The organism is Pseudomonas sp. 21LCFQ02, assembly GCF_024129895.2.
Lineage (GTDB): Bacteria > Pseudomonadota > Gammaproteobacteria > Pseudomonadales > Pseudomonadaceae > Aquipseudomonas.
This window is the reverse complement of the sequence record NZ_CM178749.1, coordinates 5317941-5343770: the sequence shown is the minus strand read 5'-3', so window position 1 is coordinate 5343770 and position 25830 is coordinate 5317941. Positions and strand designations below refer to the sequence as shown.

The window sequence follows — 25830 nt, the reverse complement described above, 5'->3', positions numbered from 1 at the left end:
ATGGATATCTTCGCCCGCCTGAAAACCGCGGCTTGCACCGAATGGCGCAGCTACGTGGAACACGCCTTCGTCCAGCAACTGGGCGCCGGCACCTTGCCCCAGGCTGCCTTTCGCCAGTACCTGATTCAGGATTACCTGTTCCTGATCCAGTTCGCCCGCGCCTGGGCGCTGGCCGCTTATAAAAGCCGCAGCATCGACGACATTCGTGCGGCCCAGGCCGGGCTGGCGGCGATTCTCAACGAGACCGAGCTGCACGTGCGCCTGTGCGACCGCTGGGGCATCAGCCGCCAGGTTATGGACGCCGCCCCCGAGCATCAGGCGACCGTGGCCTATACCCGTTACGTACTCGACTGCGGCGCCGCCGGTGACTTGCTGGAACTGCACGTCGCCCTGGCGCCATGCGTGATTGGCTACGCAGAAATCGGCCGCGCCCTGGCGCCTCAGGGTGTCGACGCGTTGGGCGAGCATCCGTATGTCGACTGGATCGGTGAATACGCCAGCCAGGGTTATCAGCAGGTCGCGGCTGATGCCCGCCGTCACCTCGATCAATTGGCGGCGCGGAGCATGACCGAGCAGCGTTTTGCTCAATTGACCGGCATCTTTGCCACCGCCTCGCGGCTGGAAGCGGACTTCTGGCAGATGGGGCTGGAGGTACTGAAACACTGAAAATCGACAGGCGGTAGGCGGCGAGCGGGCGTTTCACTCGTCTTTTTATAGATAGACGATGATCCAGGAAGTCGACATGCCCGCTGAACCGGCCAGCCCTGCAACGGACCGGCAACCCTGGCAGAGCGCTGCCAATAGACCCACAACGATGTGTTTGTCGCCTCTTACCAGATCTTCGAACTGCCCGATGATGGCCAGACCATCTCCCTGTGCAGTTGGACCCAAGGCGTACCCAGCCTGTTGCCCAAGACTGATCGGGTTGCACTGGTCGAGCCGGTCGCGGACGGTGAACCCAACGCCAAAGTCGTCGCCTGGCATGATGTCGAAGCGCAGTTGAGTGAATGGCTGGCGCTGGAAGAGGGCTATCCCGAGCGCTACCGCACGTTGGGCTTTCCGACAGCCGAGCAACTGGCGCGTTTGACGTCGGTGTGAGTTTTCTGTGTTGAATGGTTATGCCGCCCGTTAAAGGCCAGGCGTCTGCATCTTGATGCCAAAGCCCAATGCGGCGCTGCCGTGCATGGCGTCAATGTTGATCATCTATGCCCAGAGCTTCTGCAACCAGCGAGGCGGGTTCAGGGATCGCTAGAAATACCCGTCTGAACCCCCGTTGGCTCAGTCGACGATGAAGAGTCGGGCACCGGCAGTGGTGGAAGAGCGGTGTGCTTCTGCATTGTCGCCGACCTGATAGCTCATGCCCGGCAACAGGGTGAAGGTGCGGCCATCCTCCAGTTCGGTTTCCAACTGACCTTCAAGGCACAGCAGGATATGCCCTTTGCTGCACCAGTGGTCGGCCAGGTAATTGGCTGTGTATTCGACCATCCGGACCCGGACGCTGCCGAACTGGCAGGTGCGCCAGTACGCCGTGCCGGTTTCTCCCGGGTGTGCGGTAGCTTCGATGCGTGACCAGTCGGTGGTGCCAAAATCGATAGCACTCAGTTCCATGACAACCTCATTCATGCAGGGGGAGCTGCACAGTAACGATCAGGTCGCTTTGCTGATAGATACAGATCACTCTGGTTTTCGTCATACAGCGCTTGGGTCATTGCCACACAATGGTCAGACGGGTTTCGATCAGGGGGCACTGCGAGCTTCCGGTAGCGCATTGACCCCCTCCAGCGTCGCAAACGAAATATCTTTGGCGGTGAGCAAAAAATCGCGCACGTAAGGCACTTCGAGCATGTCGCTGCGCACGGCTGCAAACAGACTGGCCTGCAAGCCCTTCTTGCCCAGCCGTTTGGCGATCACATAGCCGCGTGAGGTGTACTCGTGTACCGCCCAGTTCGGCAGGCAGCAAACACCGCGTCCGCTGGCAACCAGCTGCATCATCATCACGGTCAGCTCTGAGATTCGTACTTGGGCAGGCTCGACGTCGGCCGGATCAAGGAAGCGGGTAAAGATATCCAGACGGTTGCGTTCGACCGGGTAGGTAATCAGGGTCTGGCTGGCGATGTCGTCAGGTTCCAGATGGGTCTTTTCGCGCAGGGTATGGTGCTTGTCGATGGCCAGCAGGGCTTCGTAGCCGAACAGCGGCACGTAGGTAATCCCGGGCAGGGTTATCGGGTCGGAGGTCACCACTAGGTCGAGATCGCCGCGTTCCAGCGCCGGCAACGGCGCAAACGAAAACCCCGAGGCCAGGTCCAGTTCAACCTCCGGCCAGACACTGCGGAACTCATCCACGCAGGGCATCAGCCATTGGTAACAACTGTGGCACTCAATCGCGATGTGCAGCCGCCCGGCCGTGCCTCCGGCCAGCCGTGCCAGGTCGCGCTCGGTGGTGCGGATCAACGGCAGAACCTGGTCCGCCAGTTGCAGCAGCTTAAGGCCGGCGCTGGTGAAGCGCACCGGCCTGGACTTGCGCACGAACAGCGGCACGCCAATGCGCTCTTGCATCTCCCTGAACTGATGCGACAGGGCTGACTGGGTCAGATGCAGGCGCTCGGCGGCTTTGTGCATGCTGTTGGTTTCGCGCAGCGCATCAAGGGTACGCAGGTGTCTCAAATCGATCATGAGCAGAACTACAATGGGAGCAGTGAGTTAAGCCGTGATCGCTGCTTCGTCTTTCATAAAGGCTGCAACCCGACATCGTGTCCGGATGCAGTTCAGTACAGGCCGGACAGTTCTTTTCGAACAAGCTCTGCGCCGGCACTCAACGCTTGCAGCTTGCCTCGGGCGACCTGGCGGGGCAGCGGAGCCATGCCGCAGTTGGTGCACGGGTAGAGTTTGTCGGGGTCCACAAACTGCAGGGCCTTGCGCAGGGTGTCGGCGACTGCTTCGGGGGGTTCGATCGCATGGTTGGCCACATCGATGGCACCGACCATCACCTTCTTGCCACGAATCAGTTCAATCAGATCCATGGGAACCCTGGAGTTGTGGCATTCAAGCGAGACGATATCGATAGCGGACTTTTGCAGCTTGGGGAAAGCCTCTTCGTATTGGCGCCATTCCGAGCCCAGGGTCTTTTTCCAGTCGGTGTTGGCTTTGATACCGTAGCCATAGCAGATATGCACCGCTGTTTCACACTTGAGGCCCTCAATGGCCCGCTCCAGAGTGGCCACGCCCCAGTCATTGACTTCGTCAAAGAACACATTAAAGGCGGGCTCATCGAACTGGATGATATCCACCCCCGCCGCTTCCAGTTCCCGGGCTTCCTGATTGAGAATTTTGGCGAACTCCCAGGCCAGCTTTTCCCGGCTTTTATAGTGGTTGTCATAAAGCGTATCGATCATGGTCATCGGGCCTGGCAGCGCCCATTTGATCGGCTGGCGGGTTTGCTGGCGCAGGAACCTGGCGTCTTCGACAAACACCGGCTTTTGCCGCTCCACTGCACCGATCACCGTGGGGACGCTGGCGTCATAACGGTCACGGATTCTGACCGTCTCGCGCTTCTCGAAATCGACACCGCTGAGGTGCTCGATAAAGGTAGTGACGAAGTGTTGGCGGGTTTGCTCGCCATCGCTGACGATATCGATACCGGCCTGCTGTTGCTCATGCAGCGACAAGCGCAACGCATCCTGCTTGGCCTCGCTCAGTTCATCACCCTGGAGTTTCCAGGGCGACCAAAGTGTCTCGGGCTGGGCCAGCCAGGAGGGTTTGGGCAGGCTGCCGGCGGTTGAGGTTGGGAGCAGCTTTTTCATGATGGATGACCTTGTTTTATTCAACGGCAGGGGGGCGAGTCAAAGCGTGTACTGGGAGCACCACTGCTCAGAGGGTGTCTACAAAATGGCTGCACTCGGCAATACTGCGTTGAAATCGACCTCAAAATGCTCATGTACTTGTGTACACTGCGCTTTTTCGCCCGATTTCGCCTTGTCTTGCCTTCGTTCGCCTATTTTGTAAACACCCTCTCAAGCACGGCCTGGTAGGGCCTGATGAAGTGCTCCTCGGCAAACCGTCCTTGCTCGATCGCCAGCCGGCTGCGTTCTTCGCGGTCATACACGATGCGGGTCAGCGAGTAATCCTGATGCTTGAGGCTTGGCTGGTAGTGTTGACCGGCGGCCGAGTTGGCGTTGTAGATTTCAGGCCGGTAGATTTTCTGGAAGGTATCCATGGTGCTGATGGTGCTGATCAGTTCCAGATCGGTGTAGTCGCCCAGCAAGTCACCGGTGAAATAGAACGCCAACGGCGCGGCGCTGTTCGGTGGCATGAAATAGCGCACCTGCAAGCCCATTTTGTTGAAGTATTCATCCGTCAACGAATAGGCATCTTGTTGATATTCAATACCCAGTACCGGGTGCTGGTGTTCAGTTCGGTGATAGGTTCTGCTGCTTGATACACTCAGGCAGATGACCGGTGGTTTGTTGAAGTTTTCCTTATAAGCGTCCGAGTTGATGAAACACTTGAATAACTGCCCGTGCAACGTGCCGAAGTTATCGGGTGTGCTGGCGGTGGGATGATGTTTGTTGTGCTCCGGTAGCACGACACTGAAGTCATAGTCCCGAACATAAGAGGAGAAGTTATTGCCGGTAATGCCTGCAATGCGCTCGCCAGTATGCCGATCTACGATGGTTGTTTTCAGTACTTCAATCAGCGGCAGAGGCGGGCTGACTTCAATGCCGAGGTTCAATTCAACGGAAATGATCTCAAGCCCCACAGCATAACGATCGCCGGCAGGATTATCCCGGTGCGCCAGCGCATTGAAACGGTTGTCGATCATCTGCAGGGTGTTGCGCAAGTTCTCCTGGCGGCTGTTGCCTCTCGCCAGGTTGGCAAAGTTAGTGGTGATGCGGGTGTTGTCCGACGGTTGATAATGCTCGTCGAAACACGTGCTTTTAATCGCAAATGTCAGCGCGTTACTCATTTTGATCGGGTGTCCTGATGCCTGACGCAAACCTGAATCCGGTTCCTGATGTTCAGGGACTAGCCGTTTTGCAGGAGCGATAGAAGAATAAATAATCGATAATTATTCTAGGGCGGTCGGTCGGGGGAAGACAGTGAATTGATTTCACAAAATCTTTAGCCATCTTCATGATGGGATTTAACAAGACGGCCATTCAATCAGGTGTTTTATGCCCCCGGTGGGAGCGAGGGTGGGAGCCAGGGTGGGAGCGAGCTTGCTCGCGAAGACGGCGGTGCATTCGCAGCCGTTGCTGTAACTTTAAAGGCCTCTTCGTCGGAGTGCCGCCCATACCAGGGTAGCTCCCACAGAGGTATACAGCGCCTAACCGAACAGTATTGGATTTAAGAGCCCGGCCTGCCGAGCAATAAAAAACGGCGCACAAGGGGGTTGTGCGCCGGTTGCCAGCGGTGTGGCCAGGGGTTTTACAGGATAACGATGTCGATCAACGCACCAGACAAGGCTGTTTGTTGTTGAACGTCCAGCCCGGAATCAGGAACTGCATGGCGGCCGCGTCGTCGCGGGCGCCCAGGCCCATGTTTTTGTACAGCTCATGGGCTTTTTGCAGTTGGTCCATGTCCAGCTCAACGCCCAGGCCCGGTTTGTTCGGTACCGCGACCTTGCCGCCTTCGATCTTGAACGGCTCTTTGGTCAGGCGCTGGCCGTCCTGCCAGATCCAGTGGGTGTCGAGCGCGGTGATTTCGCCAGGGGCCGCCGCGCCGACATGGGTGAACATGGCCAGCGAGATGTCGAAGTGGTTGTTGGAATGCGAGCCCCAGGTCAGGCCCCATTCGTGGCACATCTGCGCGACCCGTACCGAGCCTTGCATGGTCCAGAAATGCGGGTCGGCCAGCGGGATGTCCACCGATTGCAACTGGATGGTGTGGCCCATCTGGCGCCAGTCAGTGGCGATCATGTTGGTGGCGGTGCGCAGGCCCGTGGCACGGCGGAACTCGGCCATCACTTCGCGGCCGGAGTAGCCGTTTTCCGCGCCGCACGGGTCTTCGGCGTAGGCCAGCACGTGATGCTGGTCGCGGCACAGGCGGATGGCTTCTTTGAGTGACCAGGCGCCGTTCGGGTCCAGGGTGATGCGCGCATCAGGGAAGCGTTCGGCCAGCGCGGTAACGGCTTCGATTTCCTCGTCGCCGCGCAACACGCCGCCCTTGAGCTTGAAGTCCTTGAAGCCATAGCGGGCGTGGGCGGCTTCGGCCAGGCGCACCACCGCTTCAGGGGTCAGGGCCTTTTCGTGACGCACGCGAAACCACTCGTTGTCGGCGTCTTGCTCACGGCGGTAGGGCAGGTTGGTCTGATCCTGATCACCGACATAGAACAGATAACCGAGCATTTCCACCGCATCGCGTTGCTGGCCTTCACCCAGCAGGGCGGCGACCGGCACTTCCAGGTGCTGGCCGAGCAGGTCGAGCAGCGCGGCTTCCAGTGCCGTCACGGCATGGATGGTGATGCGCAGGTCGAAGGTCTGCAGGCCGCGGCCGCCCGCGTCGCGTTCGGCGAAGGCTTTGCGCACGTCGTTGAGCATCTTCTGATAGGTGCCGATGCCATTGCCCACCAGCAGGCTGCGGGCATCTTCCAGGGTCTGGCGAATGGCTTCACCACCGGGTACTTCACCCACGCCGGTGTTGCCGGCGCTGTCCTTGAGAATCAGGATGTTGCGGGTGAAGTACGGGCCATGGGCACCGCTCAGGTTGAGCAGCATGTCGTCATGGCCGGCCACGGGCACCACTTGCAGGCTGGTGATGACTGGGGTTTTGCCGGAGGTCTGCTGAGTCATGGTCGGGTCCTCTGTTTCTTGTCGGTGTGCGGGGTGGCGCAGGCCAGTCAGTGACTGGCCGAGGGCTTGATTTCAGCCACTGGCGTGGCGCCGGGCTTGGGTGTGCTGCGGGCGGCGAATACGATGACGGCAGCCAGGATCGAGGTGAAGGTCAGGGCGTACAGCCCGCCCTGGATCGAGCCGGTTTGCTGTTCCAGAATGCCGAAGGTGGTCGGTGCCACGAAACCGCCCAGGTTGCCCACCGAGTTGATCAGCGCGATCACCGCAGCGGCGATACGGGCATCCAGATACGCCTGCGGGATTGGCCAGAACAGCGACGATGCCGACTTGAAGCCCAGCGCTGCAAAACAGATGGCGACGAAGGCGAAGATCGGCCCGCCGGTGGTGGACATGAACATGCCGGCTGCCGCGATCAGCAGTGCGGCCGCCACCCAGGCCTGCTGGCGTTTCCATTTACCGGCCAGGGTGGCGAAGACGTACATGCCGACGATCGACAGCAGCCATGGCAGCGAGTTGAACATCCCGACCTCGAAGTCGGTGAGGCTGCCCATCTTCTTGATGATGCTCGGCAGCCAGAAGGTCGCGGCGTAGATGGTCAGCTGGATCAGGAAGTAGATCAGGCAGAACAGCACGATCTGGCTGTCTTTGAGCAACTGGCCCAGCGACGGCTTGATGGGCGTGGCGGCTTCGCGGGCTTTCTGCTCGGCGTCAATGGCACCCACCAGTGCATCCTGTTCTTCACGGCTCAGCCATTTGGCGTCGTGTGGTTTGGAGTCCAGCCAGAACCAGACGAAGAAGCACAGCACCACCGAGAACATGCCCTCGATGAAATACATCCACTGCCAGCCTTTCATGCCAAGGCCGTTGATCTGCAACAGCAGGCCGGCCAGCGGGCCGGAAATCAGTGATGCAATGGCCGAACCGCTAAGGAAAATGGCAATCGCCTTGCCACGTTCGGCGCCCGGCAGCCAGCGGGTGAAGTAATAAATCACGCCGGGGAAAAAGCCGGCCTCGGCCACGCCCAGCAAGAAACGCAGGATGTAGAAGTGGGTTTCGTTCTGGATGAAGGCCATGCACGCGGCAATGATGCCCCAGGTGAACATGATGCGGGTCAGCCACACACGGGCGCCGACTTTTTGCAGAAGCATGTTAGAGGGTACTTCGAACAGCGCGTAGCCGATGAAGAACAAGCCAGCACCAAAACCGTAGGCGGCAGCGCCGATGCCCAGGTCGGTTTCCATGTGCGAACGCACGAAGCCAATGTTCACCCGGTCAATGTAATTGACGATGAACATGATCACGAAAAGCGGCAGCACGTGGCGTTTGACTTTGGATATGGCCGATTGCAGAACCGGATCCAGGCCACTGGTCACACCGGGATTGGATGTACTCACTTGAGTTTTCTCCCACTCGTTATTTTTATGCGGGTTTGGAGCAAGTCGTCGCCTGCTTTGTCGGTCATCATACAAGCTGCAATTTGCCGCGCAAGCACTGTCGTGAACGGAATCTGTTGATCGTGATGAGTGGGTTTTCGGTGTTTTTCTGGTTTTTGTATGTGAATTATTGGTTTTATCAGTATTTTTGCGGGTTTTAGGCGCTGATAAAAAATTCGTCGCATAACAAAAAATTCAGGCTGTGGAATTTCGGAAAAACACGTTACTAGTAACTTGTCTAACAAGTTGAACAAGTTCAGTTTGGCGTGTTGGCGACCACCGACCACGGCCCGGTGGTATCATCCGCCCGATTACTGCGTGCAAAACTGAAGTAATCGACGTGTTCGCCCGGTCGCTTACGCCGGAAAAAGTACAACCCGTGTCTGGATGGCTTAATGCAAGAAAATCACGCGACCGCGCCCAAGCGCCGGCAACACAGTCTGGCCACCGATCTGGTCACCGAGTTGAGCCAGCGCATCCTGCTCGGCAAGATCCCGCCGGGGCACAAGCTGCCATCGGAGAACGAAATCGTTCGCGAACACGGGGTCAGTCGCACCGTGGTCCGCGAGGCGATTTCCAAGCTGCAGGCCTCAGGCCTGGTGGTTACCCATCAGGGCAAGGGCACTTTTGTGCTGGAGCGTGAAGACCAGACCGGGCTGCGCCTGAAGGTCGAAACCGCCTCACGGGTGCGTGACATCATCGAGCTGCGCATTGGCCTTGAGACCCAGGCCGTGGCGCTGGCGGCATTGCGCCGTACCGATGAGCAACTGGCGGCGATGCGCCAGGCGCTGGACGATTATCAGGACCTGCTGGCCAAGGACGACAGTTGCGTCGAGGCCGACAAGCGCTTTCATATGCTGATTGCCGAGGCCACCGGCAACCCTTACTTCATCGAAATCATGCAGCATCTGGGCAGTGCGATCATCCCGCGCACCCGGATTGCCAGCAGTGAGCGTGCCGGCAACAAGCTGGTGCCCCACGGTTATCTGGCCAACCTGGAGCACGAAGCGTTGCTCAGTGCGATTCGCCGCAAGGATCCGGATGCCGCCCGCGCAGCGATGTGGACCCACCTGAGCAACAGTCGTGAGCGGCTGGTGCCGCTGGAGTAGCGAGCCTATTGGCCGAGCACATCGAGCATCACCTGCGACTGCCACTGGTAGTACGGGTTGAACGTCAAACGTGCGTGGACCTTGCCCGGTTCTTGATAGCCCCAGTCCGAATACCACACCGGCTCGCCCGCCATACAGCGGGCCATGTCCGGCAGTGGCTGACCATTCCAGCAGATGCGCTGGCTGCCCTGCGGGCCGTAGAGCGGGTTGTCGGGGGAAAACAGCAGGCCCATGTGAGAAAACTGGCTGATGTGCAGTTCCGGCAAATAGTCGTTGCGCGCCAGTACCCGTGGGTTTTGCGGCGCGGCTTGCGGGCTTGTCCCGTACCACACCAGGCGACTGCCCGGATGGGTGAAGCGCTGGTTGAAACTGTCGAGCACATACCGGGTGTCGAGCACTGAGTCGTGTTCGGTGATGACCATGAACACCGGCTTGCCGTACGGCTTTTGCTCCAGACGCTGGCGAGCCAGCACGCTGCTGTAATGGAACTGGGCAAAGCCATTGGTGGGCACATTCAGGTAACGCACCGGGGTCTGCATCGGTCGTACCCCGTCGTCGGGTTCTGCCAGCCACGGCCGTACCCAACTGATCCACGGCGTCACCCACACATAGGCGCTGTCAGAGCGAAACGCCGGAGAAAACAGCAACAGCCCTGCGATGTCGTCGTGTTGGTAGGCGTAGTCCAGGACCAGGTTGGCGCCGGTGGAGAAGCCGCCCAGGTACACCTTGGGCACCTCCCGCGACAATTGCGCGGCCTGCTCGCGGACCACCTGCTGCCATTGCGCCAGGGTGACGTTCAGCATGTCTTGCGGGCGGGTGCCGTGGCCGGGCAGCAGCACCGTGCGCACGATGTAGCCCTGATCGGCCAGGGTGCGGTCAATGTCGTGGAACGACCAGGGAGAATCGCCCAGGCCGTGCACCAGCAGCACACCGCCTTTGGGCGTGCCGTTCGGGCGCCACTGTTGCGGAGCGTTCCAGTTCAGCTCGGCGGTGCGGTCGGCGGTCTGGAACACCCGGTGGTTTTCGATCAGTTGCAGGGTCTGCTGGCGGTAGCTGTCGAAGCCGGTCGCCGGCGGCTCGTCGAGCCGGGAGGCGCAAGCCTGCAGCGCCAGGGCGCAAAGCACAATGGGCAGGTGAGAGTGGATCAAGGCAGGCAACCTTCAACAGGGCGGTGTGCAACCGCGACTGTGCCATGCCCTTCGCGCAGGGCTCCAGTTTCAGGCACACTCATTGGCAGAAATAAATTCAACAAAATGTATCTACCCCCCCTTGGTGCCGTTCTGGTAGGCGCCATTCTGGAGTCTGCCATGTTCGCCCTTGATCGCGCCCTGGCCCAAGACATTGTCGACCGGGCCATGGCGATTTTGCCGCATAACGTCAATGTCATGGATTATCTGGGCATCATCATTGGCAGTGGTGACCCCGAGCGCATCAGTACCCGCCATGAAGGCGCGCAACAAGTTCTGGTCAGCCGCCAGACGGTGGAAATCGACAGCGACGCGGCCAGCCGCCTGGGTGGGGTGAAGCCGGGCGTCAATCTGCCGCTGATGCTCGACCATCAATTGGTCGGGGTATTGGGCATCACGGGTGACCCGGAGCGGGTCCGGGTGTACGGCGAGTTGGTGAAAATGACCGCCGAAATGCTGATGGAGCAGCGCCGCCAGCAGACCGACCGGCAATGGCGTCAACAACGCAGCGAGCAATTGCTGGCCCGGCTGTTATGGGGCGACTGCCCTGACAGCCTGGTGGACGAAGCCCGCCAGTTGGGCCTGCAGCCGCAACTGCCGCGTCAGGCGCTGCTGCTGCAACTGAGTGAGCCGCTGGAGCTGCACCACCCGTTGATCGCCCGGCTCCATGCCCGCTACCCACACAGCTGGTGCTGCCTGCGCGAGCCAACCTTGTTGTACTGCTGCCATCCGGCAGAGCGTGATCCCGGGTTTGGCCACTGGCTGGAGCAGGATTGGCCGATCCAGCGCCTGGCCTATGCCGAGCTGTCGCCGGACCTGGCCGACTTGCGCCAGGCCTGCGCCGCGCTGCACGAGTCGCTCGATTATGCCAGCCAGATTCGTCCGACCCAGCGGCTGTTACCGTTGCAGAGTCTGCGCCTGCCGTTGCTGTTCTGGCGTCATCGGCAGGACTGGCTGGCGCAGGGCATTGCAGAGACGGTCGCGCCCTTGCACGAACAACCGGCGTTGCTCGACACCCTGGATCGCTGGTTCGAGCACAGCGGAGAAAGCCAGGTGTGTGCCGAAGCGCTGGGCATTCATCGCAACAGCCTGCGTTATCGGCTGGACAAAATTGCCGAACTGACCGGTTGTGACCCGTATCGCACCCACGACCTGTTGCGCCTGTATCTGGGCCGTCAGGTGCAGGTGTTGTGCAAATGACTGGTCGGGCGCGCGCAGCGTTGTGCGCCGGACCGGGGTAAAGCCGCGGCCCGGATGCCAAGATGCGTGCACAAGAACAGGAGTTGCCTCATGAAAATCGTCATTGCCCCCGACTCGTTCAAAGACAGCCTCAACGCCCAGGCCGTCGCCCAGTCCATCGCTGCTGGCCTGAGCGAGGTCTGGCCGCAGGCCCGGTTGCGTATCTGCCCGATGGCCGATGGTGGCGAGGGCACCATTGAATCGGTGCTGCAGGCGTGCAACGGGCAATTGATGAGCGCGCGGGTAAGCGGCCCGCTCGGTGAGCCGGTGGTGGCGCACTGGGGCTGGCTGGCCGAAAGCCGCACGGCGATCATCGAGATGGCTACCGCCAGCGGTCTGCAATTGCTGAGCCTGACCCAGCGTGATGCGCGCATTACCAGCACCTACGGCACCGGACAGTTGATTGCCCAGGCGCTGGATGCCGGTGCGCAACGGGTGATTCTGGCCATTGGCGGTAGCGCGACCAACGATGGCGGCAGCGGCATGCTGGCGGCGCTGGGGGTGGCATTTGTCGATCAGGCCGGGCAACCGCTGCCGCCAGGCGGTCTGGCGCTGGCGCAGTTGGCCGGCATCGACTTGAGCGGCCTGGACCCACGGCTGGCCGAGGTGCGTTTCGAGATTGCCGCTGATGTCGACAACCCGCTGTGCGGCCCGCACGGTGCGTCGCACACCTTTGGCCCGCAAAAAGGCGCTGATGCTGAACAGGTGCTGGCACTTGATGCCGCGCTGGGGCATTACGCCGATCACTGTGCGCAGGTGCTCGGTCGTGACCTGCGTGACAGCCCCGGCAGTGGTGCGGCGGGTGGTATGGGGTTTGCGGCCAAGGCATTCTTGCAGGCCAGCTTTCGCCCGGGGGTCGAGGTGGTTGCGGAACTGACCGGTCTGGAGCAGGCGCTGCAAGGCGCTGACCTGGTGATCACCGGAGAAGGGCGGTTCGATGCCCAGACCCTGCGCGGCAAGACACCGCTGGGCGTGGCGCGTTTCGCGGCGCGCCACAACGTACCGGTGATTGTCTTGGCCGGCACCCTCGGTGAAGGCTACGAGCAGTTGTACGCGCACGGCATTCATGCCGCATTCGCCTTGGCCAGCGGCCCCATGAGCCTGGACGAAGCCTGCCGCAATGCCCCCGGCCTGCTGCATGATCGGGCACGTGACCTGGCACTGCTGTGGAACCTGGCAAGCCGGTAGGAGATCGCCCGCCGGCCGGCCGCACCCTGCGGTCTGATAACAATACTGCGTCCAGCGGCTGAAGCACATGTAACAAATGATGGCAAAAAGCGCTCAAGATGCGGTTCGGCAGGCCGATAGCGAGGTGGGGTTGTCCGACAACCGCCAATGACCTGCCATTCCATAACAAAGAGCCGTAGCCATGAATCTACGCAATCTGACCATCGCCCGCCGTGCGGGACTGGGTTTTACCTTGATTTCTCTGCTTGTGGCTCTGCTTGGCTGGTTTGCCCTGGCGCAGATGCAGACCATCCGCGAAAGCGAAGTTGCTGTTGAAACCAATTGGGTGCCGAGCATGCGCGCGGTCTCTGACATCCGTGAAATCATGCTGCGCATCCGCACGATCTCCCTGCGCATGGCCCTGGACCAGGATCCTGCCAATGTCAGTACCTACAAAGGCCAGATGGACACCCGCCTGAAAGATCTGGACGGCAAGCTCGAGGTACTCAACAAGTTCGTCGACACCCCTGAAGAAAAGGTGCTCGCCGACCAGTTTCGCACCACCCAGAACCAGTACCGCGAAGGGCTTGACCGCTCCTTTGTATTGGCCGCGCAGAAAGACCTGGCTGGCCTGAACAAGCTGCTGCAGGTGGACATGAAGACCATCGTTGATGGTTCCGGCAAGCAACTGGCCGACCTTGGCGACTACTACACCAAAAAGATCGAAGCCGAAGGCCAGGCTGCCGAAGCTCAGTACTACAGATCGCGCAATATCGTCATCCTCTTCGTGGTGATCGCTGCACTGGCCACCATCGCCCTGGCCTTGTGGCTGACCCGTGGCATCGTCCGGCCGCTGGAAAGCGCGGTGCGTGCCGCCGAACATGTGGCTGAGGGCGATCTGACCCATGACATCCTGGTCGACGGCGAAGACGAGGTCACTCGTCTGCAGCGCGCCTTGCAGCAGATGCAGAACAACCTGCGTTCGGCGATGCAGCATATCAACAGCTCCGCCACCCAACTGGCTTCAGCGGCCACCGAACTGAACTCGGTGACCGAAGACAGCTACCGCGGCCTGCATCAGCAGAATGCCGAGATCGACCAGGCCGCCACGGCGGTCAACGAGATGACCTCGGCGGTGGAAGAGGTGGCGCGCAATGCGGTGTCCACCTCCGATGCGTCCAACCATTCCAGCGCGTCGGCCAAGGCCGGTCAGCAACGGGTGCTGGACACCGTGCAGTCGATCCAGACCCTGACCGATAACGTGCAAAGCACCTCGACCCTGGTGCAGAACCTGGCTGATCAGTCCCAGGACATCGGCAAGGTACTGGACGTGATTCGTTCGATCGCCGAACAGACCAACCTGTTGGCGCTCAACGCGGCCATCGAAGCTGCGCGGGCCGGTGAGTCCGGCCGTGGTTTTGCGGTGGTTGCCGATGAAGTGCGGGCACTGGCCCATCGCACCCAGCAGTCGACGCTGGAAATCGACGCCATGGTCAACGCCATGCGCAATGGTTCAGCCCAGGCGCTGGAGTCGATGCTCACCAGTCGCGAGCGAGCCGGCACCACGCTGGAAATGGCCAAGGGCGCCGGTGACTCGCTGAGCGAGATTACCCAATCGATCAATCAGATCTCCGAACGTAACCTGGTGATCGCCAGCGCTGCGGAAGAACAGGCGCAAGTGGCGCGCGAAGTCGACCGCAACATCGTCAACATTCGTGACCTGTCGATGCAATCGACCCAGGGCGCCAACCAGATCAGCGCGTCGAGCAACGAGCTGTCGCGCCTGGCCGGTGATCTCAGTCAGGTGGTCGCGCGGTTCAAAGTCTGACGGCTTGATCGTGACCGGCCAGGGCGCGCATGATGGCCCCGGTCGGTCAGGTGATCCATCCCCAACCTGACCATCGTCAGGGTGCCTCTAAAAACGTAGGCGAGGCGGTCAGCGCAAGGCAAAAACAGGCGAGGAACGGTCGGAGTCGCGCTCGACTTTACGGCTGTAAATGAGCATCCTGAGCCTGGTTTTAACGCAGCGATGGCGCGCGTAGCGCCGCAGGCGTCCAGCCAGCGGGTAGTTTTTAGAGGTGCCCCTCAGGTTGAGGAGGGCCACAGCGTCATGGACAAGCATCGCACCGCGCACACCTTCAGCAGTTGGCTGCACACCCCCACCCATCAGCAGTGGCTCGGCCAGGAAGGCAGGCGCCTGCTGGGCTTTGCCAGAGCGGCCCGGCTCGAAAACGGTTTCGGTGATCTGGACGACTATGGCCGGCTGATGGTCGGCGCCCGTGCCCAGACCCTCAATACTGCCCGGTTAGTCCATTGCTTTTCGCTGGCGCATATCCAGGGTATTCCCGGATTTGCCGACCTCATCGACCACGGCCTGGCCGCGTTGCTGGGGCCGCTGCGCGATGAATTGCACGGCGGCTGGTTCGATGCGCCGCTGGACGAGGGCGGCAACTCAGACAAACAGGCTTACCTGCATGCCTTTGTGGCGCTGGCGAGCAGCTCGGCGGTTGTCGCCGGCCGGCCTGCCGCCCAGGCATTGTTCGACGAGGTGCAGGCGGTGATCGTTGAGCGCTTCTGGAGCGAAGACGAGGGCGCGCTGCGTGAATCCTTCTCCCGCGACTGGCAGCATGAAGAGCACTATCGCGGTGCCAACAGCAATATGCACGGCACGGAGGCGTTTCTGGCCCTGGCCGACGTAACGGGCAATGCGCAATGGCTTGATCGTGCGCTGCGGATTGTCGAGCGGTTGATCCATCAGCACGCTGGCGCCAATGACTTTCAGGTCATCGAGCATTTCAGCCGCACCTGGCAGCCGTTACCGGACTACAACCGCGACAACCCGGCCGACCCGTTTCGCCCCTATGGCACCACGCCGGGCCACAGCTTCGAGTGGGCGCGGCTGTTGCTGCACCTTGAGGCGGCGTTGCTACGCGAACGCTGTAACGCCCCCGGCTGGCTGGCCAAACATGCCCGTGAACTGTTCGACAGTGCCTGCCGGCATGGCTGGCAGGTCGATGGCGCACCAGGCATCGTTTACACCCTGGATGAACAACGTCGCCCGGTGATCCGTCAGCGTCTGCACTGGACCCACTGTGAAGCGGTCGCCGCCGCCGCCGCGCTGTTGCAACACACTGGCGAGGAAGTATTCGAGCAGTGGTATCGGCAGTTCTGGGAGTTCAACGAAACCCGTTTCATCGATTATGAACACGGCAGCTGGTATCACGAACTGGATGAGCGCAACCGGCCGGCAGCGATCATCTGGGAGGGCAAACCGGATCTGTATCACGCTTATCAGGCGGTGTTGCTGCCGCTATTGCCCCTGGCGCCGAGCCTGGCCAGTGGGCTGGCAGGGAAGGGAGCGGTGTAGGAGATCGCCCGCCGCCTCGCTGTCACCCAGCAAACACGGATTTCGTAGGACCGGCCGGGCGGCGATCCGCTTTAGCCGGGAAGCCTTCGCTGCTGAAGCAGCTCCTACGGCCGGCCACTCCAGCGAATCACCTGTCTGGCCAGAAAACTGCCGGTCAGAATCACGCCGAACAACCGCAGTGTCTGCATCGCCAGCACGAACCCCACATCTGCATGGGTATCGATGGCGATGATCGCCATGGCGTCCAGCCCGCCGGGGCTGGTCGCCAGGTACACCGACAGATAATCCTTGTCCAGCCATACGGCGATCAGCCACGCCGACAGGGCGCAAAGGGCAATCAGCAGCAGCGAAGCCAGCAACATCATCGGCAGATGGCGCCAGACATACAGCACCGTTGGCCGGTCAAAGCGCAGCCCGACATAGCAGCCGATTGCGCCATAGCCGAAGGCAACCAGCCAGCCGGGCAGGGCGATCTGTAACACCCCGGACAATTGCAACGCGGTCCCCAGCAGCAGCGGCACCAGCAACACCCCGGCCGGCAGCCGTGAGCCCAGCCAGACCCCCGCACCGATGACCGCCAGGCTCAACGCGATGTCGGTGAGGTTCAGGCCTTGAGCCTGGCTGGCGCTGGCCTGCAGTTGCGCACCGCCCACCGAAGCGCCCAACCAGTGGCTGACCAGAGCACCGACCATCACCACCAGCACCACCCGCACGTACTGCATGGTCGCCACGACTCGCGGGTCAGCCCCGTGGTCTTCCGACATGGCAACCATCACCGAGGCCGCACCGGGTGAGGTCCCCCACGCGGCGGTGTGGCTCGGGATCCCGGCATAGCGCACCAGTACCAGGCCCACCACGGCGCTCAGCGACACGGTCAGCAGCGTGCCCAGCAACATGATGTGCCAGTCTTGCAAGACCATCAGCAACACGCTGAGGCTCATGGCGTGGGCGATCATCACCCCGACGGTGCCCTGGCCGAGCTGGAACAGCACTTTGGGCAGGCGAATGCTGGCGCCGGCAACGCCAAAGCCGATGGCAACCAGCATCGGGCCGAGAAACAACGCGGCCGGCACATGAGCGGCGCTGAACAGTTGACCGGCCAGGCCGGCGGCAAGAATAAGGGCGACCCATTGGGCCGGGGCGGGAAGGGCAGGTAGAGCGAGTGCGGCGGCGCGAGGCAAGAGGATTCTCCCAGGCAGATGACGTGATCCATTGCGGATCAGATACGGCAATTATTCGGGCTTGAAATCATCAAGTCTATTTTCTAATAATCATGAATCTATAACTATTGTTGATCGATTATGGACCTGCGCGACCTGACGTATTTCGAAACCATTGCAGAGCTGGGGCATCTGGGCCGGGCGGCGGAGAAGCTCAACCGCAGCCAGCCGGCACTGACCAAAAGCATCCAGCGTCTCGAAGAGTCCTTCGGTACCCGGTTGTTCCAGCGTGACGGGCGACGCATCAAGCTCACCCCGGTCGGTGAGCTGCTCAAGGCCCGCGGCAAGGAGTTGCAACTGAGCATCGCCCAGACGCAACGGGAAGTGCGCGATTTTGCCAGCGGCCTGGTTGGCAATATCCGCGTAGGTTGCGCGGCGACCATGGCCGAACACCTGTTGCCCAAGCTGACCCAGGCGCTGTTACAGCGCGCCCCGGACCTGACCTTCAAGCTGGTGATCGGCCAGGACGACCTGCAGCGCGAGGCGCTTAACGAAGGGCAACTGGACATGATCATCTGCTCGCTGATTCCCGACAGCGAGCAGCTCATCAGTTTTCCGGTGTTCGACGACGAACTGGTGGTGATTGCCAGCCCGCAGCATCCGGTGTTCGACAGTGCCTTGCAGATGCGTGACCTGTGTGACTACCGCTGGGTCCTGCCGCCGATTGGCGTGTCGTCGCGCAAATGGCTGGACGCCACGTTCGCTGCCCACAACCTGCCGCTGCCGGTGGTCCAGATCGAGGCCAACTCCATCTCACTGTTGCCCGGCCTGATTGCCCAGAGCCACCTGCTCAGCTTCATTGCCCGGGAGAGTGTCGAATATGGCCACAACATGCAGCACTTGCGGGTGGTGCCGATCAGCGAAGCGACCATGAAGCGTACCGTCGGGGTGACCGTGCGGCGTGGCGCTTATCAGACGCCGGCGGCGCAGGACATGCTGGCGCTGTTGCGCGACCATGGCCGGGATTTTCTCAGCTGGGCGTGATCAGGACCTGAATCCTGAGCATCGAACAGATTTACCCGAAATTTTGCCGCCGCGCCGCGCGCGCGCTCCTGATTTTGCTGATATAACAATTGCTTGAGACGTTACACACAGGAGCATGAACACGATGTACCACGCCAGCCCCGCCATGGACTGCCCATTTCCCCATCCGGCCCTGATTCGCCTTGAGCTGCACTTCGGCGGTGACCGCTCGCCATTGAACGATGCCGACGCCGACGAAGACCCGGACGCTGAAATCTACCTCGACCCAGACTTGCTCGGCCTGGACGATTTTGCTGACGCTGACAAGCTGGACACGGGCGATATCGGCTCCTCCTCAGTCAACTGAAGCTGCCGGTCCGGCTCAGGTAACGGGCCAGCGCTTCAGCACCCAGCTCGACACTGGTGCTGACGCCGACCCAGCTGCAGGCCAGCATCAGGTTACGCGGCAGGCCGAAGTCTTCGACCAGCAGGTCTTGCTGGTCATAGCCTTGTTGATCGTGGGCAACCTGTTCGCGCAAGGGCACCAGCGGCTTGCAATACGCCCACACCGGTTTGCCCAGCGCGACCGCCATGCCGATCTCGAATACGGTGCCGGAGTCCGGCTCCAGACCGCGAAAGGCATTGAGGTTGGCCAGCACCGCGGTGCAGCGTTGCAGCATGCCGATGTTCTGCTGATAGATCAGCTGGGCGGTTTGCTGAGGCGCCAGCCCCGGTTCGACCTGGTTGTCGAACGGGTACAAGCCCTGCATGCCGTGGGCGGCGCACAGATCCTTGAGGTAGCGGCCGTGTTCAATCGGGTTGCGCCGGAACACATCGAAGCCGGCCAGATAGATCAGCGGTGCAGGCATGATGGCGTTCCTCAACGGTGGGTGTCGTTCAAGGATGACAGGCTGACGGGCGTCTTGCCACTGATCGGGCCGAGTGGTAGCGGGCTGTATTGTGTATAAATAGCCAGTATCCTTGCTGCCATTTCCATCGTTGCCTGATACCGCTTGTGAACAGTTCGCCCCTCGATAATCCGCTGTATTACCTGGTCAACTTCCAGCAGGTGCTGGGTTGGATCGCACTGCGCTATGACGACCTGCTTGATCAGCAGGAGCGCCATTTCATCGAAGCCTTTGCCCGTTTGCCGGTCAGTGCTCAGGGGCTGTTGGTGCGCATGGTGATGCGCAAAGGGGTGTTGTTTCGCGCCAGCAAACTCGATTATGTCGAGCTGGGTGACACGCTTCTGGCCGTGCAGCCGCTACTGGAGCTCGGCTGGATCGATGCTGAGCCTGCGCTGGATCTACAGCAGGTGTTCGGCCTGTTGCGCAAGGATGAACTGGCGGATTGCTTCAAGGCCCACGCCATCAAGGGCGCGCAGCGCAAGAGCCAGTGGCTCGAGCAACTGCTGCCGGTTCATTCGCAGGCACAACCACTGGCCTGCTGGTATCCGCAGCTTGATGACCAGGTTTTGAGCCTGACCATCATGCCGGTCTGCGATCGCCTGCGGCTGCTGTACTTCGGCAACCTGCACCAGCAATGGTCGGAGTTCGTACTCGCCGACCTGGGCGTGTATCGCTACGAGACGGTGGATTTTTCCCAGGACTCGCGCGGCATTGTCTGCCGCGCCGATATCGACGTGTGCCTGCAACTGCATGCCTGCCGCGAAGCGCTGGAACTGGGCGAGGTGCTCGCTGATCTGGCTGAGCGCGCGCTGGCCATCGACACTGACAATGCGTGGTTGCGCATGCGCCGCAACAAGTTGCTGTTTCATATCGGTCAGCAGGCCGAGCGCCTGCAAGACTGGCCGCTGGCATTGGCGGTATATGCCGGGTGTGACTATCCCGGTGCGCGTTCGCGGCGTATCCGGGTGCTGGAGCGCAGCGCTGAGTACAGTCAGGCCATGGTGCTGCTCGAACTGGCCCGCAGCGCGCCGGAAAGTGACGCCGAGGTCCAGCACCTGCAACGTGTGCTGCCGCGCCTGCAGCGCAAGCTCGGGCTGACCGTCGAGCGCCGGACCAAGGCGCGTGAGCCAGTGCGTATCGACTTGAACCTGCCGCCGGAACCCGGTTTGAGTGTAGAGCACCTGGCTGGCAGGCATCTGGCCGAGGAAGGCGCCTCGGTGCATTACGTCGAGAACACCCTGATCAATTCATTGTTTGGCCTGCTGTGCTGGCCGGCGATCTTCGCGCCGCTGCCGGGCGCATTCTTTCATCCTTTCCATACTGGCCCCAGCGACCTGCACAGCCCGGATTTTCATGCGCGTCGCATGCCGTTATTCGATGCCTGCCTGGCGGCGCTTGATTCCGATGCCTGGCAAGACGTCATTCGTGACCACTACCGCAGCAAGTTTGGCCTGCAGTCACCCTTCGTGTTCTGGAACGTACTGACCCCGGAGCTGCTGGAGCTGGCCTTGCTATGCCTGCCCGCCGAGCATTTGCGCCAGTGGTTCCAGCGCTTGCTGCAAGATATCAAGGCCAATCGTGCCGGCATGCCGGACCTGATCCAGTTTTATCCGGACCAGCGCCGCTACCGAATGATCGAGGTCAAAGGCCCCGGCGACCGCTTGCAGGACAACCAGCTGCGCTGGCTTGAGTTCTGTGCCGGCCACGATATGCCGGTGCAGGTGTGTTACGTGCAATGGGCACTCGATGCCGATGAACACGTGCAACAAGCGGCAGACGTTATCCCGGTGATGGAAGGGGCGCTGCAAACGCCCTGTTTGTCGTAGCTATCACGCAGGGCTGTCACGCAGGCTTGGCAAGCGATCTGTGTACCAGGTGCGCAGTATTTCAACGCGGCGGGCGAAGCCAGTGCTTCGCCCGGCCAGAGGTCACTCCACGACAGGTTTGCCGGACGGCGTCGTGGTGGCTTTCGGAGTGCTGGTGCCATGGTTGTCATGGCTGGTTTTGCCGTGATCCGAACCGTGTTGCACATCGGTGCCGGACTCACGCGGGGTGGTCTTGGCACCTTGCGTATTGGAACTGTTGCGGTCAGTGGTCGGTGCCGCATCAGTGCCTGGCAGCTTGGTGGCGTTCGGATTGACCGGGTTGGTCGGGCCGGTGGAACCGGCCATGGCGGCTCCGGTAAAAGCAGTCAACAAGCCGGCAAGGGCCAGAGCAGTCAGGCGGTTCGTGCGCATGGTCATGGTGTTAACTCCTGTAGGGGTAGGGCGTACATGTGTTGGGCATGGGCAGTCGTGTCCAGGTGCCATGCCAGCCGACAAACGGTAGACCAATCTCCGCACCTGCATTAATACCACCCCATAAATGGCGGCGTGTAGCGTTGCTTTTTCTCTCTCCGCTGCCGTCCTGAAAATGCTCGAAAAACAGGTTTTTGACAGTTCTGCTACAGAGATGGCTATCGGCTATCGCTGAGTATTGGCGGTTTGCCACTAAATTGACTGCTGCTCATGAACCCCCCGTAAACACGGGGTGATACGCGCTTTTCAGCAGTTTTTTTCAGCCTTTGAAAGCAGTAAAAAGCGGGGCGCGGCACGCGATGTCGACTGTTTGTCATTAAACAGAAACATTTCAGGTTTTAAATCCGCATCGGGCCTTCTTGGTAACCACCAAACTTTCTCCTGGATCGAGGTATTCCCGTGACACTGCTGACTAAAACACGCTTGTCTGTCCTGCTCGCTTCGCTTTGCCTGAGTGGCATGGCTCACGCGGTCGACGTAACGGGCGCAGGTTCGAGTTTCGTTTTTCCGGTGATTTCCAAGTGGTCCCAGGACTACAGCAAGAACTCCGAGAACCGCATCAACTATCAGTCGATCGGTTCGGGCGGCGGTATCGCTCAGATCAAGGCCGCGACCGTTGACTTCGGTGCTTCCGATGCCCCTATGTCGGCTGAAGACCTGGCTGCTGCCGGCCTGGGCCAGTTCCCTAGCGTGATCGGCGGTATCGTGCCAATCGTCAACGTTGAAGGCGTTGAGAGCGGCAAGCTCAAGCTCGACGGCCCGTCGCTGGCCAAGATCTTCCTGGGTGAGATCAAGAAGTGGAACGACCCGGCGCTGGTCGCGCTGAACCCTGGCCTGACCCTGCCAGACACCGCCATCACCGTTGTTCGTCGCTCCGACGGCTCGGGCACCACTTACAACTTCACCAACTACCTGAGCAAAGTCAGCCCGGAATTTAACGAGAAGCTGAAGTTCGGCTCTACCGTTCAATGGCCAGTGGGCGTGGGCGGCAAGGGTAACGAAGGTGTTTCTGCTTACGTCAAGCAGATCAAAGGTTCGATCGGTTACGTAGAGCACTCCTACGCCACCACCAACAAGCTGGCCTACACCCAGCTGAAAAACGCCGCTGGCAAGTTCATCACGCCAGACGCCAAGGCTTTCGCTGCCGCTGCTGACACCGCTGACTGGGCGAGCGCCAAGGACTTCGGTCTGATCATGACCAACGCACCGGGTGAAGCGGCATGGCCGATCACTGCCACCACCTGGATCATCATGTACAAGCAGGCCAAGAACGAAGAGAAGAGCAAAGCTGCTTTTGACTTCTTCAAATGGTCCCTGGAAAACGGCCAGAAGCAAGCCGAAGAGCTGGAATACGTCGCTCTGCCAAAGTCGCTGGTTGAGCGTGTAGAGAACTACTGGAAAGCCGAGTTCAAGTAACAGCGCTTCAAGTTTGTAGCTCACCCCTGTCATCAGCCATGCAAGCTGGTGACGGGGGCTTTCCCTTGCGAGTGGATCGAAATGACTGAAAACACCCAATACCTGTCCGCCGAGCTTACCGCTGCCGAGTCCGACAGCGAAAAGCGCGCCCAGCGCGATCATCGCCATGACGTATGGTTCCGGCGTACCCTGCAGGCTTCGGGGATGCTGGTACTGATACTGCTGGGCTGTATCGCGGCATCTACTCTATGGGGTGGAAAGCTGGCTTTCGAAACTTTTGGTTTCGGGTTCCTGACCAGCACTGAATGGAACGTCAACGAAGGCAAATTCGGCGCTCTGGTACCGATCTACGGCACCCTGGTGACCTCGTTTCTGGCCTTGTTGATCGCTGTACCGGTAAGTTTCGGTATCGCCATCTTCCTGACCGAAGTTGCACCGCCATGGTTGCGCATGCCGATCGCCTCGGCTATCGAACTGCTGGCCGGTATTCCTTCGATCATCTACGGCATGTGGGGCCTGTTCGTTTTCGGCCCGTTCATGGCCGCACATATTTCTCCCTGGATCAACGACGTACTGGGCTCGCTGCCACTGGTCGGTGTGCTGTTCCAGGGGCCGCCACTGGGCATCGGCATGCTGACCGCCGGTATCGTCCTGGCGATCATGATCATTCCGTTCATTACCTCGGTAATGCAGGAAGTGTTCCGCACCGTACCGACCACCCTCAAGGAGTCGGCTTATGCGTTGGGCGGTACCACCTGGGAAGTGGTCTGGGACATCGTCCTGCCTTACACCCGTTCGGCGGTGGTCGGCGGCGTCTTCCTCGGTCTGGGCCGCGCATTGGGTGAAACCATGGCGGTAACCTTTGTACTGGGTAACGCGATCCAGTTCTCCCCATCGCTGATGATGCCAAGCAGCTCGATTGCTTCGGTCATCGCCAACGAATTCAACGAGTCCTACACCGACCTGCACCGTTCGGCGCTGATCGCGCTGGGCTTTTTGCTCTTCGTTGTGACCTTTATCGTGCTGGCTCTGGCCCGCTTGATGCTGTCTCGCCTGTCGCGCAAGGAGGGCCTATGAGCGACAAGAAAGCCAACGAGAACCTGTACCGGGTTCGCGCGCTCAAGAACAACATCGCCATGGTGCTCAGCTGCGCCGCGACCGGCTTCGGCCTGCTGTGGCTGGTATGGATCCTGATTACCACCATCGTTGAAGGTGTCAGTGCTCTGAACCTGCAACTGTTCACCAGCATGACCCCGCCGCCGGGTGTCGAAGGCGGTCTGGCCAACGCCTTCTACGGCAGCATCCTGATGTCGCTGATCGGCTTGGTCATTGGTACTCCGATCGGTCTGATGGCCGGTGTCTGGCTGGCCGAGTTCGCCCGTTACTCCAAACTGGGCAACGCGGTGCGCTTTATCAACGACATTCTGTTGTCGGCGCCGTCGATCGTTCTGGGCCTGTTCGTCTACACCGTGGTGATCCTGCCGCTCAACAAATTCAGCGGCCACACCGTCGGTTTCTCGGCCATCGCCGGTGCTATTGCCCTGGCGCTGCTGGTGATCCCGGTGGTGGTACGGACCACCGACGAAATGATGCAACTGCAACCGACCACCATGCGTGAAGCCGCGCTGGCGCTGGGTGTGCCGCAATGGAAGCTGACCCTGCAGATCGTGCTGCGTGCCGCCAAGGCCGGTGTGGTCACCGGTGTGCTGCTGGCGCTGGCGCGGATCACCGGTGAAACCGCGCCGCTGCTGTTCACCGCGTTCGGTAACCAGTTCTGGAGCAGCGACCTGCTCAAACCGATCGCCAGCGTTCCGGTGGTGGTCTTCCAGTACGCGATGAGCCCGTACGACGACTGGCACTCCCTGGCCTGGGCTGGCGCATTGATCATGACCCTGTTCGTGCTGCTGCTGAGCCTCGCTTCTCGCTTAATTCTTCTGCGCAATAAGGCGTCCTGATGAACACTCTTTCTCTTGCGAACGAAAAAACCAAGATTCAGGTACGTGGCCTGGAATTCTTCTACAACGATCACAAGTCGCTCAAGTCCATCGACATGGTGATCCCCGAGAAGCGCATCACCTCGATCATCGGCCCGTCCGGCTGCGGCAAGTCGACCCTGTTGCGCGTGTTCAACCGTATCTACTCGATGTACCCCAAGCAGGAAGCGCGTGGCGAAGTCTTGCTCAACGGTGAGAACATCCTCGACCCTGGCTACTCGATGAACCGCCTGCGCAGCCACGTCGGCATGGTGTTCCAGAAGCCGGTGCCGTTCCCGATGTCGATCTTTGACAACATCGCCTACGCCATCCGCCACCACGAGAAACTCTCGCGTCGCGAGATGGAAGAGCGGGTGGAACAGGCACTGCGCGGCGCCGCGCTGTGGGATGAGGTCAAGGACAAGCTCAAGCAGAGCGCCACCGGTTTGTCCGGCGGTCAGCAGCAGCGTCTGTGCATCGCCCGGACCATCGCCCTGCGTCCGCAGGTGCTGTTGCTGGACGAACCGACCTCGGCGCTGGACCCGATCTCTACCGGTCGTATCGAGCAGTTGATCACCGAACTCAAAGAGCAGTTCACCGTGATCATCGTGACTCACAACATGCAACAGGCAGCACGTTGCTCGGACTACACCGCGTTCATGTTCCTGGGTGAACTGATCGAGCATGGCGACACCGACACCATGTTCACCAAGCCGAGCAAGAGTCAGACTGAAGACTACATCACCGGTCGCTTCGGCTGATT

Annotated in this window: 24 protein-coding genes and 1 pseudogene; 15 read left to right on the top strand and 10 right to left on the bottom strand. The window is 60.5% G+C overall.

All coding sequences use genetic code 11. The features are described 5' to 3' along the window. Both tenA and NJC40_RS24105 read left to right on the top strand, forming a co-directional pair. Positions 1-666, top strand: a complete 666-nt coding sequence (gene tenA / locus NJC40_RS24110) for a thiaminase II (RefSeq protein ID WP_045492690.1) — start codon at positions 1-3, stop codon at positions 664-666. A 150-nt stretch (positions 667-816) separates the two neighbouring features. Continuing rightward, complete coding sequence (locus NJC40_RS24105; RefSeq protein ID WP_045492681.1) at positions 817-1098, top strand: hypothetical protein; 282 nt, start codon at positions 817-819, stop codon at positions 1096-1098. 180 nt (positions 1099-1278) lie between these two features. Here the strand turns inward: NJC40_RS24105 and NJC40_RS24100 are convergent, their stop codons facing one another. From NJC40_RS24100 to NJC40_RS24075, 6 genes are all read right to left on the bottom strand, one after another. Further along, complete coding sequence (locus NJC40_RS24100) at positions 1279-1608, bottom strand: DHCW motif cupin fold protein (protein WP_045492678.1); 330 nt, start codon at positions 1606-1608, stop codon at positions 1279-1281. Between the two features lie 129 nt (positions 1609-1737). Continuing rightward, the gene (locus tag NJC40_RS24095) at positions 1738-2673 is read right to left on the bottom strand and encodes a LysR family transcriptional regulator (protein WP_253141110.1); all 936 of its coding nucleotides are present in this window, start codon (positions 2671-2673) and stop codon (positions 1738-1740) included. A gap of 92 nt (positions 2674-2765) precedes the next feature. After that, positions 2766-3800 carry a methionine synthase gene (locus NJC40_RS24090; protein ID WP_253141111.1) on the bottom strand — a complete coding sequence of 345 codons (1035 nt, stop codon included), beginning with the start codon at positions 3798-3800 and terminating at the stop codon, positions 2766-2768. Between the two features lie 191 nt (positions 3801-3991). Next, the gene (locus NJC40_RS24085; protein ID WP_253141112.1) at positions 3992-4963 is read right to left on the bottom strand and encodes a DUF1852 domain-containing protein; all 972 of its coding nucleotides are present in this window, start codon (positions 4961-4963) and stop codon (positions 3992-3994) included. 481 nt (positions 4964-5444) lie between these two features. Next, positions 5445-6788 carry a glucarate dehydratase gene (gudD, locus tag NJC40_RS24080; protein ID WP_045492666.1) on the bottom strand — a complete coding sequence of 448 codons (1344 nt, stop codon included), beginning with the start codon at positions 6786-6788 and terminating at the stop codon, positions 5445-5447. Between the two features lie 47 nt (positions 6789-6835). Next, positions 6836-8182, bottom strand: a complete 1347-nt coding sequence (locus NJC40_RS24075) for an MFS transporter (protein WP_253141113.1) — start codon at positions 8180-8182, stop codon at positions 6836-6838. Positions 8183-8616: 434 nt separating this feature from the next. Here NJC40_RS24075 and NJC40_RS24070 point away from each other — a divergent pair, with 434 nt between their 5' ends. Next, entirely contained in the window at positions 8617-9330 is a 714-nt protein-coding gene (locus NJC40_RS24070) for a FadR/GntR family transcriptional regulator (protein WP_045492662.1), read from the top strand. Positions 9331-9335: 5 nt separating this feature from the next. Here NJC40_RS24070 and NJC40_RS24065 read toward each other — a convergent pair whose 3' ends face one another. Further along, positions 9336-10478, bottom strand: coding sequence for an alpha/beta hydrolase (locus tag NJC40_RS24065; protein ID WP_253141114.1), 1143 nt, complete (start codon positions 10476-10478; stop codon positions 9336-9338). A 159-nt stretch (positions 10479-10637) separates the two neighbouring features. On the opposite strand from NJC40_RS24065, the gene NJC40_RS24060 reads away from it, so the two are divergent. From NJC40_RS24060 to NJC40_RS24040, 5 genes and pseudogenes are all read left to right on the top strand, one after another. After that, on the top strand, positions 10638-11717 hold the full coding sequence (locus tag NJC40_RS24060) for a CdaR family transcriptional regulator (RefSeq protein ID WP_253141115.1): 1080 nt from the start codon (positions 10638-10640) through the stop codon (positions 11715-11717). Positions 11718-11807: 90 nt separating this feature from the next. Further along, on the top strand, positions 11808-12944 hold the full coding sequence (locus NJC40_RS24055; RefSeq protein ID WP_253141116.1) for a glycerate kinase: 1137 nt from the start codon (positions 11808-11810) through the stop codon (positions 12942-12944). 181 nt (positions 12945-13125) lie between these two features. Further along, positions 13126-13845: pseudogene (locus NJC40_RS24050) on the top strand (MCP four helix bundle domain-containing protein); the annotation flags it as partial. 42 nt (positions 13846-13887) lie between these two features. Next, complete coding sequence (locus NJC40_RS24045; protein ID WP_442965485.1) at positions 13888-14751, top strand: methyl-accepting chemotaxis protein; 864 nt, start codon at positions 13888-13890, stop codon at positions 14749-14751. 282 nt (positions 14752-15033) lie between these two features. Further along, positions 15034-16290, top strand: coding sequence for a D-mannose isomerase (locus NJC40_RS24040; protein WP_253141118.1), 1257 nt, complete (start codon positions 15034-15036; stop codon positions 16288-16290). 104 nt (positions 16291-16394) lie between these two features. On the opposite strand, the gene NJC40_RS24035 is transcribed toward NJC40_RS24040, so the two are convergent. Continuing rightward, complete coding sequence (locus NJC40_RS24035) at positions 16395-17471, bottom strand: AbrB family transcriptional regulator (protein ID WP_253141119.1); 1077 nt, start codon at positions 17469-17471, stop codon at positions 16395-16397. A 120-nt stretch (positions 17472-17591) separates the two neighbouring features. Here NJC40_RS24035 and NJC40_RS24030 point away from each other — a divergent pair, with 120 nt between their 5' ends. Then, positions 17592-18494, top strand: coding sequence for a LysR family transcriptional regulator (locus tag NJC40_RS24030; protein WP_253141120.1), 903 nt, complete (start codon positions 17592-17594; stop codon positions 18492-18494). A 115-nt stretch (positions 18495-18609) separates the two neighbouring features. After that, positions 18610-18840, top strand: coding sequence for a hypothetical protein (locus tag NJC40_RS24025; RefSeq protein ID WP_257105274.1), 231 nt, complete (start codon positions 18610-18612; stop codon positions 18838-18840). On the opposite strand, the gene NJC40_RS24020 is transcribed toward NJC40_RS24025, so the two are convergent. Beyond that, on the bottom strand, positions 18833-19342 hold the full coding sequence (locus NJC40_RS24020; protein ID WP_045492638.1) for a nucleoside 2-deoxyribosyltransferase: 510 nt from the start codon (positions 19340-19342) through the stop codon (positions 18833-18835). The two genes, NJC40_RS24025 and NJC40_RS24020, sit on opposite strands and share 8 nt — an antisense overlap. 146 nt (positions 19343-19488) lie before the next feature. Here NJC40_RS24020 and NJC40_RS24015 point away from each other — a divergent pair, with 146 nt between their 5' ends. After that, positions 19489-21207 carry a VRR-NUC domain-containing protein gene (locus NJC40_RS24015; RefSeq protein WP_253141121.1) on the top strand — a complete coding sequence of 573 codons (1719 nt, stop codon included), beginning with the start codon at positions 19489-19491 and terminating at the stop codon, positions 21205-21207. Positions 21208-21309: 102 nt separating this feature from the next. Here NJC40_RS24015 and NJC40_RS24010 read toward each other — a convergent pair whose 3' ends face one another. Next, positions 21310-21624, bottom strand: a complete 315-nt coding sequence (locus NJC40_RS24010; RefSeq protein WP_052483543.1) for a hypothetical protein — start codon at positions 21622-21624, stop codon at positions 21310-21312. A gap of 453 nt (positions 21625-22077) precedes the next feature. On the opposite strand from NJC40_RS24010, the gene pstS reads away from it, so the two are divergent. The 4 genes from pstS to pstB all read left to right on the top strand — a co-directional run bounded on the left by pstS (position 22078) and on the right by pstB (position 25828). After that, positions 22078-23094: a phosphate ABC transporter substrate-binding protein PstS gene (pstS, locus tag NJC40_RS24005; RefSeq protein ID WP_045492632.1), complete on the top strand. Its 1017-nt coding sequence runs from the start codon at positions 22078-22080 to the stop codon at positions 23092-23094. A gap of 81 nt (positions 23095-23175) precedes the next feature. Further along, positions 23176-24171, top strand: a complete 996-nt coding sequence (gene pstC, locus NJC40_RS24000; RefSeq protein ID WP_045492629.1) for a phosphate ABC transporter permease subunit PstC — start codon at positions 23176-23178, stop codon at positions 24169-24171. Next, positions 24168-25049, top strand: a complete 882-nt coding sequence (gene pstA / locus NJC40_RS23995; RefSeq protein WP_045492626.1) for a phosphate ABC transporter permease PstA — start codon at positions 24168-24170, stop codon at positions 25047-25049. The genes pstC and pstA overlap by 4 nt, the downstream gene beginning before the upstream one ends. Continuing rightward, positions 25049-25828: a phosphate ABC transporter ATP-binding protein PstB gene (gene pstB, locus NJC40_RS23990; RefSeq protein WP_045492623.1), complete on the top strand. Its 780-nt coding sequence runs from the start codon at positions 25049-25051 to the stop codon at positions 25826-25828. The genes pstA and pstB overlap by 1 nt, the downstream gene beginning before the upstream one ends. Positions 25829-25830 lie beyond the last annotated feature (2 nt).

Excerpts from the sequence above, each read along its gene's own strand:
- tenA (WP_045492690.1), top strand. The coding sequence starts at position 1 with ATGGATATCTTCGCCCGCCTGAAAACCGCGGCTTGCACCGAATGGCGC.
- NJC40_RS24100 (WP_045492678.1), bottom strand. The coding sequence starts at position 1,608 with ATGGAACTGAGTGCTATCGATTTTGGCACCACCGACTGGTCACGCATC.
- NJC40_RS24095 (WP_253141110.1), bottom strand. The coding sequence starts at position 2,673 with ATGATCGATTTGAGACACCTGCGTACCCTTGATGCGCTGCGCGAAACC.
- NJC40_RS24090 (WP_253141111.1), bottom strand. The coding sequence starts at position 3,800 with ATGAAAAAGCTGCTCCCAACCTCAACCGCCGGCAGCCTGCCCAAACCC.
- NJC40_RS24085 (WP_253141112.1), bottom strand. The coding sequence starts at position 4,963 with ATGAGTAACGCGCTGACATTTGCGATTAAAAGCACGTGTTTCGACGAG.
- gudD (WP_045492666.1), bottom strand. The coding sequence starts at position 6,788 with ATGACTCAGCAGACCTCCGGCAAAACCCCAGTCATCACCAGCCTGCAA.
- NJC40_RS24070 (WP_045492662.1), top strand. The coding sequence starts at position 8,617 with ATGCAAGAAAATCACGCGACCGCGCCCAAGCGCCGGCAACACAGTCTG.
- NJC40_RS24060 (WP_253141115.1), top strand. The coding sequence starts at position 10,638 with ATGTTCGCCCTTGATCGCGCCCTGGCCCAAGACATTGTCGACCGGGCC.
- NJC40_RS24055 (WP_253141116.1), top strand. The coding sequence starts at position 11,808 with ATGAAAATCGTCATTGCCCCCGACTCGTTCAAAGACAGCCTCAACGCC.
- NJC40_RS24045 (WP_442965485.1), top strand. The coding sequence starts at position 13,888 with ATGCAGAACAACCTGCGTTCGGCGATGCAGCATATCAACAGCTCCGCC.
- NJC40_RS24040 (WP_253141118.1), top strand. The coding sequence starts at position 15,034 with ATGGACAAGCATCGCACCGCGCACACCTTCAGCAGTTGGCTGCACACC.
- NJC40_RS24030 (WP_253141120.1), top strand. The coding sequence starts at position 17,592 with ATGGACCTGCGCGACCTGACGTATTTCGAAACCATTGCAGAGCTGGGG.
- NJC40_RS24025 (WP_257105274.1), top strand. The coding sequence starts at position 18,610 with ATGAACACGATGTACCACGCCAGCCCCGCCATGGACTGCCCATTTCCC.
- NJC40_RS24020 (WP_045492638.1), bottom strand. The coding sequence starts at position 19,342 with ATGCCTGCACCGCTGATCTATCTGGCCGGCTTCGATGTGTTCCGGCGC.
- NJC40_RS24010 (WP_052483543.1), bottom strand. The coding sequence starts at position 21,624 with ATGACCATGCGCACGAACCGCCTGACTGCTCTGGCCCTTGCCGGCTTG.
- pstC (WP_045492629.1), top strand. The coding sequence starts at position 23,176 with ATGACTGAAAACACCCAATACCTGTCCGCCGAGCTTACCGCTGCCGAG.
- pstA (WP_045492626.1), top strand. The coding sequence starts at position 24,168 with ATGAGCGACAAGAAAGCCAACGAGAACCTGTACCGGGTTCGCGCGCTC.
- pstB (WP_045492623.1), top strand. The coding sequence starts at position 25,049 with ATGAACACTCTTTCTCTTGCGAACGAAAAAACCAAGATTCAGGTACGT.